Origin of the sequence: Streptomyces odontomachi (genome assembly GCF_024435355.1) — a bacterium.
Lineage (GTDB): Bacteria > Actinomycetota > Actinomycetes > Streptomycetales > Streptomycetaceae > Streptomyces > Streptomyces odontomachi.
In genome coordinates, this window is sequence record NZ_JAMJWG010000014.1 from 99094 (window position 1) to 115672 (window position 16579).

A 16579-nucleotide genomic window follows, 5' to 3' on the forward strand; every position below is an offset into this window, starting at 1 on the left:
GAGTAGATCGCTTGGGTGAGGACATGTCAATGACCGCGGCGGGGACCTTCACAAGGTGTGGCGGGGGGAAGGCGCCGCCCGAGCCCCCGGGCCGGGTCAATCCCCCGGGCCCGGCTCAGTCCAGCAGCGCCGCCGCCAACTCGCGCCAGTCGTCCCGCGGCAGCTCGGTCGCCCGGTCCGCGGGAGGCAGCGCCTGGAGGGCGACGTGGTCGGCGCCCGCGGCATGGAAGGCGGCCACGCGCTCCTTGACCTGCTCCACGTCGCCCCGTACGAACAGCGCGTCGAGCAGCCGGTCGCTGCCGCCGGAGGCGAAGTCGTCCTCGGTGAAGCCCAGGCGCAGCAGGTTGCTCGTGTAGTTGGGCAGCTGGAGATACATCCCCAGGACGTTCCGGGCGGTGGCGCCGGCGCTCTCCCGGTCGGTGTCGAGGACCACCTTCAGCTCGGGCGCCAGCAGTGCCTTGGGCCCGAGCGTGGTGCGGGCCTGTGCCACGTGGTCGACGGTGACGAGATAGGGATGGGCGCCGAGGGTGCGTTCGGCGGAGAGCTTCAGCATCTTCGGGCCGAGCGCTGCCAGGACGCGCTGGCCGGCGCTCACCGGGTGCCGTGCCGCGTCGAGGTCGTCGAGGTAGGCCACCATGGTCGAGTACGGCTTGGCGTACCGCCCCGGCGCCAGCGCCTCGTGGCTGGCTCCCAGGCCGAGCACGAAGCGTCCGGGGGCGCGCTCGTCGAGCTGTGCCACCTGCTCGGCGACGTCCTGGGCCGGGTACTGCCAGATGCTCAGGATCCCGGTGGCGACCGTGGTGCGGCGCGTGGCGGCCACGACGGCCGCGGCGTCCGCGACGGACGGACTGCCGCCCAGCCAGATCGTCCCGTACCCCAGCTCGTCCAGCTCGGCGACGGCCTCCTCGACCTCGCCGCGCCGTGCCGAAGCGTCGCCCGTCGTCTTCAGGGCCGGGCTCCAGATGCCCACCCGCCCGAATGCCTCACGATTGATCACAGTCATGTTCGGACCAGCGGTCTCACCCGTCACGGTTATTCCTGCTCCTCGGCTGCCTGGTGACATCCTATCGGGAAAAACGGAGTAAATGGGGTGAATGCCCTCCGTGGGGCGGGTGGGGCCTTCGCGCGCGGGCATCCCGCCGGTCCGCACCGAGGGGGCCTTCCATGATCGCCCTTTCGGCGTCACACTGGCACCCGGAAAGATCAGCGGTCGGGCGGCGAGGAGATCGTGACTGGGACAGCGGATGCCCGGCGTCCTGCGGCGTGGCGACCCGTGGCGGCCGCGGTGGGGAGCCTCAACCCCGGCGCGTTCGCCTTCGTCATGGCGACCGGCATCGTCTCCACGGCACTGGCCACGGCGGACACGCACGCCGCTTCGACGGCGCTGCTCTACATCGGCGGCGCCGGCTACGTCGTCCTGTGGGCCGCCTACGTGTGGCGTCTGGTGAGCTGGCGGCAACGCTTCCTGCACGACCTCGCCGGGCCCAACGGGTTCGCGTTCCTCACCGTCGTCGCCGCCTCCGACGTGCTGGGCACCCGGCTGTCGGCCGACCACCACTACCAGGCGACGGCCGTGCTGCTGGCGATCGGCGTGGCGGGCTGGCTGATCCTCGGCTACGGCGTCCCGATGCTCCGCATCACCACCGAACAGGCCGTCTCACTCGGCCAGGTCAACGGGACATGGTTCCTCTGGGTGGTGGGCACCGAGTCGGTGGCGGTCGCGGCCGCCTCGCTGGCGCCCCATGCGTTCGGCCGGGCCCTGGGCGCCTTCGCCTCGGTGTGCTGGGCGGTCGGCCTCATCCAGTACCTGCTGACCGCAGCCCTGGCCCTGGCCCGGCTGCTGCTGGAGCGGATCACGCCCCACGAGCTGATCCCGCCGTACTGGATCTTCATGGGAGCCGGGGCGATCAGCGTGCTGGCCGGCGCCAGGATCCTCCAGTTGCCGGCGGGGGCGATCCTGCTGCCGCATGGCTTCGCGCTCGGCCTGTCGCTGCTGCTGTGGTCGTTCTGCACCTGGCTGATCCCGCTGCTGCTGTGCCTCGGGGTCTGGCGGCACCTGCTGCGGAGGGTCTCCCTGCGGTACGAGACGGGGTTGTGGGCCATGGTCTTCCCGCTGGGCATGTACGCGGTGGCCACCCGGGAGTTGGGCCATGCCTCCGGGAGGCACTGGCTGGTGACGGCGAGCGGTGCCGAGGCCGGCGTGGCGGCGGTGGTCTGGCTCGCCGTGTTCCTCGGCATGCTCGTCGCCCTGGTGCGCGCGGCGCGACAGTTCCGTGCGGCGCCGACCGGAGCGGACGGGCGGTAGCCCCCCCGGCACCCTGGGGGCGTGTCCCCGTCCGCCTGGACGATTCGCGCGATTGGCCGCTTGCGGGCCGGGTGACGCACGCCGATCCTGATCACATTGGTGCGTCCCGCGGGCCGTGCCGCCGGGGTGTGCCGCACGGCGCGTCCTGCCCCGGTCCCGGTCGACGCACGTCCCCCCACGGCGCCCAGCCCGGCACCCCGCCGACACGCTCGGCACCCGCCCGCCCCGCCCCGGACCGACCCGCCCACCGATCGTCGAGGAGGTGCGTGAGGTGACGGTGGACCGTGCCGCCGACGCAGCCGAACGGCTGCTGCGCCGCGCGCAGTACTTCTTCCCCGGCGAGCAGTCCCCCGACCGGCGGGTGCTGTACCGCAGGGGTGGCCGGGCGGCGGAGGAGTTCTCCCATGAGCGGTGGCGGCACGACCGGGAGATCCGCTCCACCCACGGCGTCAACTGCACCGGTTCGTGCTCATGGCAGGTGTACGTCAAGGACGGGGTGATCACCTGGGAGACCCAGGCCACCGACTACCCGTCCGTCGGGCCGGACTCCCCGGAGTACGAGCCGCGCGGCTGCCCGCGCGGCGCCTCGTTCTCCTGGTACACCTACTCGCCCACCCGGATCCGCTACCCCTACGTCCGCAGCACCCTGCTCCAGCTGTGGCGCGAGGCACGGGCCCGGCACCCGGACCCGGTGGAGGCATGGGCGTGGCTCACCGCAGACCCGGAGCGCAGCGCCGGGTACAAGCGGGTGCGCGGCAAGGGCGGCTTCGTGCGCTGCACCTGGCCGGAGGTGACGGAGCTGGTCGCCGCCGCGCAGGTGCACACCGTCAAGCGGTTCGGTCCCGACCGCATCGTGGGGTTCTCGCCGATCCCGGCGATGTCGATGGCGTCCTACGCGGTCGGCACCCGGTTCCTGTCGATGATCGGCGGCACGATCGCGTCGTTCTACGACTGGTACGCGGACCTGCCGATGGCCTCCCCGCAGGTGTTCGGCGACCAGACCGACGTGCCGGAGTCCGGCGACTGGTGGAACGCCGGCTACCTCATCGTCTGGGGCACCAACCTGCCCATCACCCGCACCCCGGACGCGCACTTCATGACCGAGGCACGCTACCGCGGTCAGAAGGTCGTGGTGGTCTCCCCGGACTACGGGGACCACACCAAGTTCGCCGATGACTGGCTGGCCGCCGCACCCGGTACCGACGGGGCGCTGGCGATGGCCATGGGGCATGTGATCCTCACCGAGTTCCACCGCGACCGGCAGGTGCCCCGGTTCACCGAGTACGCCAAGACCTACACCGACCTGCCGTTCCTGGTACGACTCCGGGCCCGCGCCGGCGGCTACCTTCCCGAGAAGTTCCTCACCGCCGCCGACCTGCCCGAATCCGCCGCCGACGGGTCCGACGGCCCGGGGGACGCCGCCGCGTTCAAGACGGTGCTGTGGGACGCGCGCACCGGCCGCCCGGTCGTCCCCAACGGCTCGGTGGGCTTCCGCTGGACCGACTCGGGACGGGGCCGCTGGAACCTGGATCTCGACGGCGTCGACCCGCTGCTGACGCTGCACGGGCAGCCGGGCGCCGAGGCGGTGGAGGTGGACCTGCCGCGGTTCGACACCGGGCCGTGCGAGTCCGGCGGGGTGCTGCGGCGCGGCGTGCCGGCGCTGCGGATCGGCGGGCACCTGGTGGCCACCGTCTTCGACCTGGTCCTCGCGCAGTACGGGGTGGCCCGTGCGGGGCTGCCCGGCAGCTGGCCCACCGGGTACGACGACGCCACCCAGCCCTACACCCCGGCCTGGCAGGAGGCGATCACCTCGGTGCCGGCGCGGGCGGCCACACGGGTGGCGCGCGAGTTCGCCCGCAACGCCGAGCGGACCGGCGGCCGATCCATGATCGCCATGGGCGCCGGCACCAACCACTGGTTCCACTCCGACCAGATCTACCGTGCCTTCCTGTCGCTGCTCCAGATGTGCGGCTGCCAGGGCGTGAACGGCGGCGGCTGGGCGCACTACGTCGGGCAGGAGAAGGTGCGCCCGCTGACCGGCTGGTTCCACCTCGCCTTCGGCCTGGACTGGCAGCGGCCCACCCGGCACATGGTGGGCACCCCGCTGTTCTGGCTCGCCACCGACCAGTGGCGCTACGAGGCGTTCACCGCCGACGCCCTCACCAGCCCGCTGGGCACCGGACGGCTCGCCGGGCGCACCCTGCCGGACTGCAACGCGCTCGCCGCCCGGCTCGGCTGGCTGCCCTCCCACCCGGCCTTCGACCGCAACCCGCTGGACCTGTGCGACGAGGCCGAGCGGGCCGGCAAGGAGGTGCCGGAGCACATCGTCGACGAGCTGACGGCGGGCCGGCTGCGCCTCGCCGCCGAGGACCCGGACGATCCCGCGAACTTCCCGCGGGTGCTGCTCGTCTGGCGGGCGAACCTGTTCGCCTCCTCCATGAAGGGCCACGAATACCTGCTCCGGCATCTGCTGGGCACCGACCATGCCGTCACCGCCGCCGAGACCCCGCCGCAGCTGCGCCCGAAGGACGTCGTCTGGCGCGAGACGGCACCGGTCGGCAAGCTCGACCTGTCGGTGGCGGTCGACTTCCGGATGACCAGCACCTGCCTCTTCTCCGACGTGGTGCTGCCCGCCGCCACCTGGTACGAGAAGCACGACCTGTCCTCCACCGACCTGCACCCCTTCGTGCACTCCTTCAACCCGGCGATCGCCCCGCCCTGGCAGACCCGCACCGACTTCGACGCCTTCCACACCATCGCCGCCGAGTTCTCCCGGCTCGCCGCCACCCACCTCGGGGTGCGCCGGGACGTGATCGCGGCGCCGCTCGCCCATGACACCCCCGACGAGCTGGCCCAGCCGCACGGCCGGGTGCGGGACTGGAAGGCCGGCGAGTGCGCGCCGGTGCCCGGCCGGACGATGCCCAAGCTGGTCACGGTCGAGCGTGACTACCCGGCGGTGGCCCAGAAACTGGCCGCCGTGGGCCCCCTGCTGGACACCCTCGGCACCACCACCAAAGGCATCACCTGGCATCCCGACCAGGAGATCGACGAACTGCGCCGCAGCAACGGCACGGTGCGCGGCGGGGTGGCCGACGGACGGCCGTCGCTCGCCCGCGACGACCAGTTCTGCGAGGCGATCCTGGCCCTGTCGGGCACCACCAACGGACGGCTGGCGGTCGCATCGCTGCGCGCCCTGGAGCAGCAGACCGGGGTGCAGCTCGCCGACCTGGCCGAGGAACGCGCCGGCGACCGGATCACCTTCGGCGACACCCGGGTCCAGCCGCGCGCCGTGATCACCTCGGCGGAGTGGTCCGGCACCGAGGCGCACGGCCGCCGCTACTCCCCGTTCACCGTCAACGTCGAACGGCTCAAGCCCTGGCACACCCTCACCGGACGGCAGCACTTCTACCTCGACCACGACTGGATGGCGGAGTTCGGAGAGCAGTTGCCGACCTACCGGCCGCCCCTGAACATGCTCGCCCACTTCGGCGATCCGACCCGCGCCGCCGACGGGCGCCCCCAGCTCGTGGTGCGCTACCTCACGCCGCACTCGAAGTGGTCCATCCACTCCGAGTACCAGGAGAACCCCCACATGCTCACGCTCTTCCGCGGCGGCCCGGTGATCTGGATGAGCCCGCTGGACGCGGAGCGTATCCAGGTGGGCGACGACGACTGGATCGAGGCGTACAACCGCAACGGGGTGGTGGCCTGCCGCGCCGTGGTGACCCACCGCATGCCGCAGGGCACGGTGTTCATGTACCACACCATGGACCGGCACCTGAACGTCCCCAGGACGGAGACCTCCGGGCTGCACGGCGGCGGTGACAACTCCCTGACCAGGCTGCTCATCAAGCCCACCCACCTGATCGGCGGCTACGCCCAGTTCTCGTACGCGTTCAACTACACGGGACCCACCGGCAACCAGCGCGACGAGATCACCGTCATCCGGCGGCGCAGCCAGGAGGTGGAGTTCTGATGCCCCGCGACCGCCCCGCCATCGGGCGGGTGATGGCGCAGGTCGCCATGGTGATGAACCTCGACAAGTGCATCGGCTGCCACACCTGCTCGGTGACCTGCAAGCAGACCTGGACCAACCGTCCGGGGGCCGAGTACATGTGGTTCAACAACGTCGAGACCAAGCCAGGCACCGGCTACCCGCGCCGCTACGAGGACCAGGACCGCTTCAAGGGCGGCTGGACGCTGGACCGCCGCGGCCGGTTGCGGCTGCGCGCCGGTGGCCGGCTGCGCAAGCTGCTCACCCTCTTCTACAACCCCGAGCTGCCCGCACTCGACGACTTCTACGAGCCCTGGACGTACGACTACGACCGGCTCACCACCGCCCCGCTGTCCGACTCCTTCCCCAGCGCTCGCCCCAAGTCCCAGCTCACCGGCCGTGACATGACGCCCTCGGCCGGCCCGAACTGGGACGACGACCTCGCCGGGTCGGCCGGGTACGCCGCCCGTGACCCGAACTTCCAGGGCATGTCCGAGCAGGTGCGGATGGAGTTCGAGCGGGCGTTCATGTTCTACCTGCCGCGGATCTGCGAGCACTGCCTCAACCCGTCCTGCGTCGCGTCCTGCCCGTCCGGGGCGATGTACAAGCGGGCGGAGGACGGCATCGTGCTGGTCGACCAGGACCGCTGCCGCGGCTGGCGGTTCTGCGTCTCCGGCTGCCCGTACAAGAAGGTGTACTTCAACCACCGCACCGGCAAGGCGGAGAAGTGCACGTTCTGCTATCCACGCATCGAGGCCGGGCAGCCCACCATCTGCTCCGAGACCTGTGTCGGCCGGCTGCGCCACCTCGGCGTGCTGCTCTACGACGCCGACGCCGTGCAGGCGGCCGCCTCCGTCCCCGACGACAAGGACCTCTACGAGGCACAGCTGTCGGTCTTCCTCGACCCCGAGGACCCCGAGGTGCGGGCGGCGGCCGAGCGTGCCGGCATCGCGCACGACTGGATCCAGGCCGCCCGGCGCTCCCCGGTCCACGCCCTGATCGCACGGCACCGGGTCGCCCTGCCCCTGCACCCGGAGTACCGCACCCTGCCGATGGTCTGGTACGTGCCCCCGCTCTCCCCGGTCACCGACGCCGTGCACGCCACCGGCTACCACGACGACGACCCCGACCGGGTCTTCGCGGCGATCGACGCGCTCCGCATCCCCATGGAGTACCTGGCGAACCTGTTCACCGCCGGGGACACCGCCGTGGTCGAGGGCGTGCTGCGCAAGTTGACCGCGATGCGCGGGCACATGCGCCGCCGCCAGCTCGGCGACGGAGTCGACCAGGAACTGCTCGACTCGGTCGGCATGACGGCCGACCAGATCGAGGACCTCTACCGGCTGCTGGCCATCGCCAAGTACGACGACCGCTATGTCGTGCCGCGGGTCCATGCCGAGGACGCCGGCGCCCTGCTGCCCCAGCACTGCGCGGTGGGCGATCCCGGCGGTGTCCTTGGCCACGGGGTGGGTCACGGGGCCCGGCAGCACGGCGACCGGCCGGCCGGGGCGCCGCCCGCCGTGCCGGGGGCGGCCGGGCCGTCCGCTTCCGGTGACGGCAGCACCTTCCGCGACAGCGACGGCCGGACGCGCTTCAACCTGCTGGGCTGGAACGGCAAGGGTGACGCGCCGGGGCTGTTCGGCGACGGGAGCGGTTCATGACCCGTCGCCGTGTCGCCCCCGACACCCCGTTGGTGCACCGCATCGCCTCGATCCTGCTGCGCTACCCGGACGCGGCGACGCTCGCCTCGCTGGCCGACGTGACCGCCGCGCTCCCGGCGATCCACGACCGGGCCGACCGGGAGCGGCTCGCTGCCGTCGCCGGCCGGTTGCGCGGGCTGCCGCCGACCGGTGCGGAGCAGGCCTACGTCGTGACGTTCGACCACACCCGGCGCCGCAGCCTGCACCTGACGTACTACCGGCACGGTGACACCCGCGCCCGTGGCATGGCGCTGCTCGCCCTCAAACACGCCTACCGGCAGGCCGGCCACCGGCCGCCGGACGGCGAGCTGCCCGACTTCCTGCCGCTGATCCTGGAGTTCGCCGCCGTCGCACCCGAAGACGGCCACCGGATCCTCCTGGAGCACCGGGCCGGCCTGGAACTCCTCCGCCAGGCCCTGCGCACGGCGGCCACCCCACCCGCGGCCGTCCCCCATGCCGCCGGTCGTCCTCCGCCCGACCAGCCCCCGCCCGACCCGTCCGCGGCCGATGCGTACGCGGCGGTCCTGGACGTGGTCTGCGGGCGGTTGCCGGTGCCGGGTGCGCGGCAGCGCGCCCTGCTGCGCCGGTTGGCGGCGGACGGGCCGCCCCGGGAGGAGGTGGGACTGGAGCCGTTCGCCCCACCCGCGTACCTGACGACCCCCGCACACCACCGTTCGACGGAGGAACGCCGATGAGCTCCTGGAACCTGTGGTGGTGGGTGATCCTGCCGTACACCGCCCTGGCCACGTTCGTCATCGGCCATGTCTGGCGCTGGCGGTACGACCAGTTCGGCTGGACCAGCCGGTCCACCCAGCTCCAGGAGAGCAGGATGCTCAAGTGGGGCGGACCGTTGTTCCACTACGGCACGTTCGGCGCCATCGCGGGACATGCGCTGGGCATCCTCGTCCCCGAGTCGTTCACCCGATGGCTCGGCATCCCGGAGGAGGCCTACCGCTGGTTCTCGTCCGTCGCCGGCGCCATCGCCGCCCTGGGCGTCCTCATCGGTGTGGCCGTGCTCGCCCTGCGCCGCACGGCCGTGCCCCGGGTACGGGCCACCACCAGCGCGGTCGACTGGCTCGCGCTGGTCCTCCTCGCCGTCGTGATCGTGCTGGGCGTCATCCCCACGGTGGGGATCAACCTCTTCGGCGCCGGCTACGACTACCGGAGCAGCGTCGCCCTGTGGTTCCGCGGCCTGTTCGCCGGCAGCCCGGACGTGACCGCCATCGACCACGCGCCGCTGATCTACCAGATCCACGCCACCGCCGCCTGGGCCATCCTCGCCGTCTGGCCCTTCAGCCGGCTCGTGCACGCCTGGAGCTTTCCGCTGTGGTACCTGTGGCGGCCCTTCATCGTCTACCGCAGCCGGGTCCCGGCACCCCCCACGGAGCCGGGCACCAGCGACCGCCGCTGGCGCAGCATCGGCGTCCGGTACTGAACGGCCCAGGTCGAACGCGGTGGCGTCGGTGTCGGCGCCGGGTTCCTGGGTACGCCGCCAAGGGTGCGGAGGGAACCATTCCGTGCCGCGGCCCCGGTGCACCCACGCCGGGCCCGCGCCACCCGAGCGCAGCCGTGCGTGGGGAGGCGACCACGATGACTCTGGCACTGGGCAGCGGGCCCCTGGGCCCCGGCGGCGGAACGTTCAGTTTCGGCCGGCCTCCCGACGACGTCTGGTACCTGGAGGACTGGCCCCGGCGGATGCGGGCCGTCCTCGGCGGGGAGACGGTGCTCGACAGCCGACGCGGCAAGGCGCTCTACCACCGGGGCGGCCTGCAACAGCAGTGGTTCCCGATCGCCGACCTGCGGACCGATCTGCTCGTCCCCGCGGACGGCGGGCGGCCTCCGGACGGCATCCGGCGGTGGAGCGTGGTCGTCGGTGACCGGGCGGCGCCGGAGGCCGTCTCGGGCCCGCCCACCGGGCAGCCCGGTGCACCGCCCCTGGACGATCACGTGACCGTCGAGTTCGGCGCGATGGACCGCTGGTTCGAGGAGGACGACCCGCTCTACGGCCATGCGCGCGACCCCTACCACCGGGTGGACGTGCGCGCCGGGTCACGCCATGTGGTGGTGCGGCACGACGGCACGGTGGTGGCCGAGACCCGCCGGCCGAAGCTGCTGTTCGAGACATCGCTGCCGGTGCGCCACTACCTGCCGTTCGCCGATGTGCGCATCGAGTTGCTGGAGAAGAGCGACACGGTCAGCGAGTGCCCGTACAAGGGCGACGCGCAGCACTGGCACCTGGTCGTCGCCGGCAGCCGGGTGCCGGACGCCGCATGGAGCCTGCCGCACCCGCTGGCGGAGGGCCTGCCCGCAGCGGAACACGTCTGCTTCTACGACGACAAGGTCGAGGTGCTGGTCGACGGCGAACGCATCGGGTGAGCCTGCGGCCCACCCCGCCTGACCGCCCCTGCCGCTGCTCCCGCGCAGTCCCGCAACCGCCCCTCCTGCCAGCGCGCTCCGTGCCGCACAACCGGCGCGCAACCACCGCGCTACGTGTCTGCGGTACCCATGGGCCGTTGTGATCGTCAGGAAGTCTCCGAGCCGATCACGGAACGAGGCGCCCCGGGCGGGCTCGATCGACCCCGGTGGGCCCGCCCGGCGGCGTCGTCTCCGGACGGAGCGGGGCCACACGGGAAATGGGGCCTTCGATGCACAGACCTGTCTGGCAGCGGGTGCTGGTCGCGCTCGCCGCACTCGCCGTCGCGTTAGGCACCGGGCTCGCGCCGGCCTGGGCCGCCGACGCGCCGGCCTGGCCGGCGGTCAGCAACGGCCAGCAGAACGTCAGCGTCCTCACGGCACAGCACCTGCTGCGGCAGACCGGTGAGACGATCACCGCGGACGGCATCTTCGGCTCGAACACGCTGGCCGCGGTGAAGCGCTTCCAGACCGCGCACGGGCTGACCGCGGACGGTGTCGTCGACGCGGACACCTGGCCCGAGCTGGTCGTCCCGGTGGACTCCGGTGCCACGGGCGAAGCCGTCCAGGCCCTCCAGGTGCAACTCAACCGCTACGGCTACGGCCTCTCCGTGGACGGCGACTTCGGCACGCTGACCGCCAAGGCCGTCACCGCCTTCAAGGCCTTCTACGACCTGGGCAGCGGCACGTCCGTCGACACCACCACCTGGCAGTGGCTGGTCGGCAGCACGCCGGCGGGCGAGCAGGTGGCGCCGGGCGTGACCTACAAATCGATGCAGGTCTCCACCTCGCACGGGCTCGCCGTCGGCTACGTCCTCACCGTCGACCTGACGAGGGCGGGCGTGCACGTCGGGCTGATCTCGCCGGGCAAGGTCGCCCAGACCGCCACCATCACCACGCAGGCCAACCGGGTCGGCGCGGTCGGCGGCGTCAACGGCGACTTCTTCAACATCGGCGAGACCGGCGCCGCCACCGGCCCGGAGATCGGGGACGGGCACGAGCTAAAGGCGGCCGTACCGGGCAAGCAGCGCTACGGCCCGACCCGGCCAGCCGGTACGGACAACCACCACGTCTTCGGGATCACCAACTCCGGCGCGCCCACCATCACGACGCTGGACCTCGACGGCACGGCGACCACGCCGGACGGCTCCTTCGACCTGACCGGCCTGAACCAGTACGCCATCCCCGTCGACGGAGTGGGCGTCTTCAACGCCGACTGGGGCGCCACCTCCCGCAAGCGCGCCACCTGCGGCACCGAGTCCGACCGCGATGCCGCGTGCAGCACCCAGACGAAGGAGGTCGAGATCGCAGACGGCAAGGTCACCCGGGTCGCCACCGCTCCGGGCTCCGGGCAGATCGCGGCCGGCGCCACCGTCCTACTCGCCCGTGACGCGGGCGTCTCCCAGCTGAGCGGGCTCGCCGTGGGCGACCCGGTGACCGTCGACTACCACCTGGTGAGCGGCGACGGCAGCACCTTGCAGACCGCGATCGGCGGACTGGTGCTCGCCATGGACGGCCAGCGGCTGAGCCTCGACGACAGCACGTCCACCCTGGCCCCCCGCACCGCGGTGGGTTCCAACGCCGACGGCAGCAAGCTGTACATGGTGGCCGTGGACGGGCGCAACGGCTCCAGCGTCGGCGCCACCCTGAAGACGATGGCCGACATCATGGCCGGTCTGGGCGCCACCCAGGACGTGATCAACTTCGACGGTGGTGGATCGACGACCCTGGTGGCCCGCAAGCCCGGCGCCACCACCACCAGCGTCCGCAACAGCCCCTCCGACGGCTCCCAGCGCTCGGTGGCCAACGGGCTCGGGGTGTTCAGCACGGCCGGATAGCCGGCCGGACGGCCGGCCCACCACGCGGATCGGCCGCGGCACCCGCCGCGGCCGATCCGGCGTGGAAGCCGCACTCGCACGGCACCCGACGGCCCGTCATGACCAGCTCGTGAACTCCTGGTCCAGGGCGATGGCGGCGGCCACGATGTCGGCGCCCTCGTTCACGGCGGGCAGGCTGCTCGCGTAGTAGATGGACCCCGACGTCAGCTCACCCATCGCGTACAGCCCCCTGGTCCGGCCCGCGGCCGTGCCCGGACCGGTCGGGTCGTGCAGCTGGTTGGTGCGTCGACTGACACGCAGCCCGCCGTAGTAGTCCCAGCTCGCGTAGCCGTCCCTGGTCAGTGCGGACATGAGCTTTCCCGGCGCGCCCTTCGACTCCGCGGGGCTCGTCTTGGTGGCGTCGATCACCGTGTCACCGGGCGGGACCTCGGTCTGCGCCGTGACATGGAAGCGGGAGCCCTCCAGACGGACCCCCGTCACTCCGGGAACGATGCTGAGCTGTCCACTCTCCATGGCCGACAGCAGGGTCCGTGCCGTGGTCGAGGGCATGGGGCACTGCAAGCTCTTCAGGTGCGTCCGGTAGTCGGTGCGGATCTTCTCCTGCTCCTGGGGGACGAGCAGGGAACGGATCACTTCCTTGAGTTCGTTGGGCACGTTCTGGAAGAGCGACCGGACCGGGTTGGCGTCGGGGTTGCGCAGCTGGTGGCGGAGGTGGTCCATGGGGGACGACTCGGGGAGCAGCCAGGACAGTTCAGCGTCCGCGTCGAAGCCCGCCGCGGTGAGTTCGCCCTTGAACAGGTTCCACAGGTCCGCCAGGTAGAGGCCCTTGGAGCCCCGGGCGTACTCCCTGATCCGTGGCGCGGTGAGGTACTGCATCTCGTACAGCGCGATGCCGGAGCTGATCTGCGGCAGGATGCCGTGCCGTGACGTCATCGTGAGGGGGCCCTGATGCCCCAGGTACAGCAGTCCCAGCGCGACGTCGATGGCGGTGAGGCCGGTGCCGAGGATCACCACGTGGTCCTTCGGATCCACCTGCGGCAGCACGGTCTTCAGGGGGTAGGGGCTTTCGAGGAACCCCGGTGCGTCCACCAGGTCGAACGGGTCGGCGGGGCTGCCCGGGCCGATGGCCAGGACGGCGTGGGTGTGCTCCCGGGCCGATTCGGAGGTGTGCAGCACGTATCCGCCGTCGGCACCGTCCGACACGGACAGCACGGTCTCGTGGTGGATACGGACCTGCCAGCCCTGGTCGGCGGCCGACTTCAGGCAGCGGTCGAACTGCTCGTCCAGGTAGCTGCCGAACACCTGGCGGGTGGCGAACGAGGTGGCCGGCGAGTCGCCGCCGGCGCCCGGGGAGTGCTCGGGGCGCGTGTTCAACCACCGCAGGAAGTGCGTGCAGTCGCGGTCCCGGATGGTCATGCGCTGGTTGGGCAGGTTGACGATCGCCGAATCCAGGTCCGGGGCGAAGGCGAGACCGTGGGCGAGCCGGGACGGGTCGGGTTCGTAGATCGACAGCTCACGACGCTGGTGCTGCCGGGCATCGGCAAAGGTTTCGAGCAGACTGTCCAGCAGGCTGACGGCGCCCACGCCGCCCCCGATGACCGCGATGCGGATGTCTCGTCTGTCTCGCAACGTCATTCCCCCTGTGCGCAGGTACGTACGCTGACCACGCCACCTCGGCGTGCGCGGTCGCCGCGATCCGCCGCTGGTGGCGGGCCCGGGCGAGAGGGACGGTACGCGAGCCGGCCGGCTGTTGACCACTGGCGGGAACTGGGGAGGAACGGCGCCACGAAAGAGCGGGCTGTGACCGTTGGGTCACAGCCCGCTTCGTCCGGGTACGTAAGCAATCGTCCGAGAGGGTGACGGAGCCGTCCCGGGGGAGCGCCGGGCTCACCGGACCGGCGCCGCGTCGGGTACCTGAGGGGAGGAGGGCAGCGCCTTGTGGGCGTTGCCGAGCAGTGCGGTGGTGCCCACCGCGACGAGAGCCGCCAGGGCCACCGCGGCGAAGAGGATCTGCGTGCCGCTGAACAGGTCGAGCAGCCACCCGCCGATGTACGGTCCGAGGATTCCTCCGACCCGGCCGAAGCCCAGCATGTACCCGGCACCCGTGCCCCGTGCGTGCACCGGGTAGGTCGCCGCGCACACGTTGTTCAGGAGGAACTGCCCGCCGATGATGAACAGCCCGGCGGCACCGACACCGATCACGTTGGTCAGGGTCGTGTTGGTGAACGCGACGACGACGGTGGACAGCGCGCCCAGCGTGCACCAGATCATCAGGCTCCGGCGCACGCCCAGGTAGCGGTCGGCGATGAAGCCGCCGGCCAGCGCGCCCACGACCGACATGCCCTGGAGCACCGCGCCGAAGACGTACCCGGTGGCGAAGCCCTCACCACGGTCGATCATGAGCTCCGGGGTCCAGGCGGAGAGGCCGTACACGCCGAACAGCAGGAGGAACGCCGACGCCCACAGGGCCAGCGTGCGGGTCCGGTAGGCCGGCGTGAGGACGAGGCGCCAGCTCGCCGCCGGAGGCCGGGCGCTCACGCGCAGGCGTGCGGTCTCGTAGAACGCCGCGCGGTCCGGGCGGATCCTGCCCAGCAACCGGGTGGCACGCTCCGGCCGGTCGTGCGCGACGAGGAACTCCACCGACTCCGGGAAGACGAAGAGGTAGATCACGCCGAGCAGTGCGGCGCCGCCGCCCAGGTAGAACAGGATCTGCCAGTTCCCGCCCGCGGTCAGGTTCACCCCCGTGATCGACGCGCACACCCCGCCGAGGGCGAAACCGCCGCCGCCGAGCGCCGCGAGTCGGTTGCGGGTCCGGTCGGGAAGGTACTCGTTGATGTACGCCGTCCCCAGCGGCAGCAGCACACCGAGCCCCAGGCCGGTGAGCGCGCGCAGCGTGATGAACGAGGCGAACGAGGTGCCCCACAGCCCGGTCAGCACGCTGAAGACACCCGCGACGAGCAGCCCGGCGATCAGGGTCGGGCGGCGGCCGATCCGGTCGGCCACCATGCCGTGCACCAGCGAACCCACGGCGAACCCGATCAGGCCGGAGGAGACCAGGAAGCCCGCGGAGCTGGAGGACAGGTGCCAGGGCTCGTGGACGAAGTGGATCACGTAGGACGGTATGAGCGTGTCGTAGCCGTCGAAGAGGGTCGCGAGCGCGACCAGGATGACCAGCATCCAGTGGAACGGGCGCAGCGGGGCCTCGCCCAGTTCCTGACGTACATCTGCGGTCGCCTGTGACACGGAGCCTCCTGAAGCCGTACTCCCCGGCTCGTCCGGCCGCGGGCTGCCTCACGGTAGGCGCGAAATTCTCCCTTGCGAACGAAGATGTGCAGAAATTCTGCTCTACGCAACAGTGCGCCGGGCCCGGACCGGTGTCCGCAGGCCGGAGGCGGTGTGCCGTCGGCCGCTCAGAGGTCCACCGTGGCGGCCCTGGCCGCGGCCATCACCTCGCTCGCCAGCTCGGGGATACGGGCACGCGGGACACGCGCGCTCGGCGCGGCGACCGCGAGGGCGGCCACCGCCCGCCCCGAACCGTCCCTGACGCAGGCGCCGACGGCGACGATGCCGCGCTCGCTCTCCTCCGAATTGACCGCGTAACCGCGCCGCCGCACGGTCGCGAGCTGCCGCCGCACCGTGGCGCGGTCCACCGCGGGGGCGCCCGGCGCACCCGGCAGGTTCCTCGGGTACAGGTCGGCGAACTCCTCGGCGGACAGCTCGGCGAGCAGGGCCTTGCCGCCCGAGGTCACATGGGCCGGCAGCAGCATGCCGATCCGGGAGCTGACGCGCAGCACCTGGGGCGACTCGGCGCAGTCGATGAACCGGGTGCCGTTGCCCTCCAGCACCATCAGGTGGCAGGTCTCGTCCACCTTGCGGTGCAGGGCCTCCACGTGTCCGTGCAGCAGCGTCCGCAGGTCGGGCGTGGCGGGGCCGCTGCGGATGATCCGCTCGAAGGCGGGGCCCGGGCGGTAGGCCCGGTGCGCGTCCTGCGTGGCGAAATCACGTGCGCACAGGGTGCGCAGCAGCCGGTGGGCGGTGGAGCGTGCCACCCCCAGATGCTCGGCGGCATCGCTCACGCGCAGCCGTTGCCGTTCGGACAGGAGGAGCAGCAGACGCAGCACGCTGTCGGCCGACTCGACGGGATACCAGGGTTTGTTGCGCACTGAAGAATTATAGAGCGTATCTGTTCTGCACACGCGAGCACCGTGCCTACCGTGGCCAGGTCGGAGCGAGCCGTGAAGAGCAGCCCCATGACCAGCGAGGACGCTCCGCCGGCCGGACACCCGAGGCCTCTTCACGACCCGGCTCGAAGCGGAGCGCGAAGGGCACC

11 protein-coding genes are annotated in these 16579 nt (G+C 71.9%); 7 read left to right on the forward strand and 4 right to left on the reverse strand.

The window, feature by feature from the left end:
- Positions 1–115: 115 nt before the first annotated feature.
- A complete protein-coding gene (locus tag NQO67_RS26495; protein ID WP_255952787.1) occupies positions 116–1003 on the reverse strand; it encodes a TIGR03620 family F420-dependent LLM class oxidoreductase in 888 nt (295 codons plus the stop codon).
- 225 nt (positions 1004–1228) lie between these two features.
- Between NQO67_RS26495 and NQO67_RS26500 the strand changes: the two genes are divergently transcribed.
- From NQO67_RS26500 to NQO67_RS26530, 7 genes are all read left to right on the forward strand, one after another.
- Entirely contained in the window at positions 1229–2305 is a 1077-nt protein-coding gene (locus tag NQO67_RS26500) for a tellurite resistance/C4-dicarboxylate transporter family protein (protein WP_255952788.1), read from the forward strand.
- A 262-nt stretch (positions 2306–2567) separates the two neighbouring features.
- Positions 2568–6281, forward strand: coding sequence for a nitrate reductase subunit alpha (locus NQO67_RS26505; RefSeq protein WP_374119121.1), 3714 nt, complete (start codon positions 2568–2570; stop codon positions 6279–6281).
- Complete coding sequence (narH, locus tag NQO67_RS26510; protein WP_255952789.1) at positions 6281–7960, forward strand: nitrate reductase subunit beta; 1680 nt, start codon at positions 6281–6283, stop codon at positions 7958–7960. The genes NQO67_RS26505 and narH overlap by 1 nt, the downstream gene beginning before the upstream one ends.
- Positions 7957–8694, forward strand: coding sequence for a nitrate reductase molybdenum cofactor assembly chaperone (narJ, locus tag NQO67_RS26515; RefSeq protein WP_255952790.1), 738 nt, complete (start codon positions 7957–7959; stop codon positions 8692–8694). The genes narH and narJ overlap by 4 nt, the downstream gene beginning before the upstream one ends.
- Positions 8691–9434 carry a respiratory nitrate reductase subunit gamma gene (gene narI / locus NQO67_RS26520; RefSeq protein WP_255952791.1) on the forward strand — a complete coding sequence of 248 codons (744 nt, stop codon included), beginning with the start codon at positions 8691–8693 and terminating at the stop codon, positions 9432–9434. Before narJ ends, narI begins: the two co-directional genes overlap by 4 nt.
- Positions 9435–9589: 155 nt before the next feature.
- On the forward strand, positions 9590–10375 hold the full coding sequence (locus tag NQO67_RS26525) for a DUF427 domain-containing protein (protein WP_255952792.1): 786 nt from the start codon (positions 9590–9592) through the stop codon (positions 10373–10375).
- Positions 10376–10644: 269 nt separating this feature from the next.
- Complete coding sequence (locus NQO67_RS26530) at positions 10645–12249, forward strand: phosphodiester glycosidase family protein (RefSeq protein WP_255952793.1); 1605 nt, start codon at positions 10645–10647, stop codon at positions 12247–12249.
- Positions 12250–12345: 96 nt separating this feature from the next.
- Here NQO67_RS26530 and NQO67_RS26535 read toward each other — a convergent pair whose 3' ends face one another.
- From NQO67_RS26535 to NQO67_RS26545, 3 genes are all read right to left on the reverse strand, one after another.
- A complete protein-coding gene (locus NQO67_RS26535; protein WP_255952794.1) occupies positions 12346–13878 on the reverse strand; it encodes an FAD/NAD(P)-binding protein in 1533 nt (510 codons plus the stop codon).
- Positions 13879–14136: 258 nt separating this feature from the next.
- Entirely contained in the window at positions 14137–15492 is a 1356-nt protein-coding gene (locus NQO67_RS26540) for an MFS transporter (RefSeq protein WP_255952795.1), read from the reverse strand.
- Between the two features lie 167 nt (positions 15493–15659).
- Positions 15660–16412 carry an IclR family transcriptional regulator gene (locus tag NQO67_RS26545; protein WP_255952796.1) on the reverse strand — a complete coding sequence of 251 codons (753 nt, stop codon included), beginning with the start codon at positions 16410–16412 and terminating at the stop codon, positions 15660–15662.
- Between the last annotated feature and the right edge of the window lie 167 nt (positions 16413–16579).

Bases quoted from the DNA above. Each gene is read 5' to 3' on its own strand.
- NQO67_RS26495 (WP_255952787.1), bottom strand. From the start codon at position 1,003: ATGACTGTGATCAATCGTGAGGCATTCGGGCGGGTGGGCATCTGGAGC.
- narH (WP_255952789.1), top strand. From the start codon at position 6,281: ATGCCCCGCGACCGCCCCGCCATCGGGCGGGTGATGGCGCAGGTCGCC.
- narJ (WP_255952790.1), top strand. From the start codon at position 7,957: ATGACCCGTCGCCGTGTCGCCCCCGACACCCCGTTGGTGCACCGCATC.
- narI (WP_255952791.1), top strand. From the start codon at position 8,691: ATGAGCTCCTGGAACCTGTGGTGGTGGGTGATCCTGCCGTACACCGCC.
- NQO67_RS26525 (WP_255952792.1), top strand. From the start codon at position 9,590: ATGACTCTGGCACTGGGCAGCGGGCCCCTGGGCCCCGGCGGCGGAACG.
- NQO67_RS26530 (WP_255952793.1), top strand. From the start codon at position 10,645: ATGCACAGACCTGTCTGGCAGCGGGTGCTGGTCGCGCTCGCCGCACTC.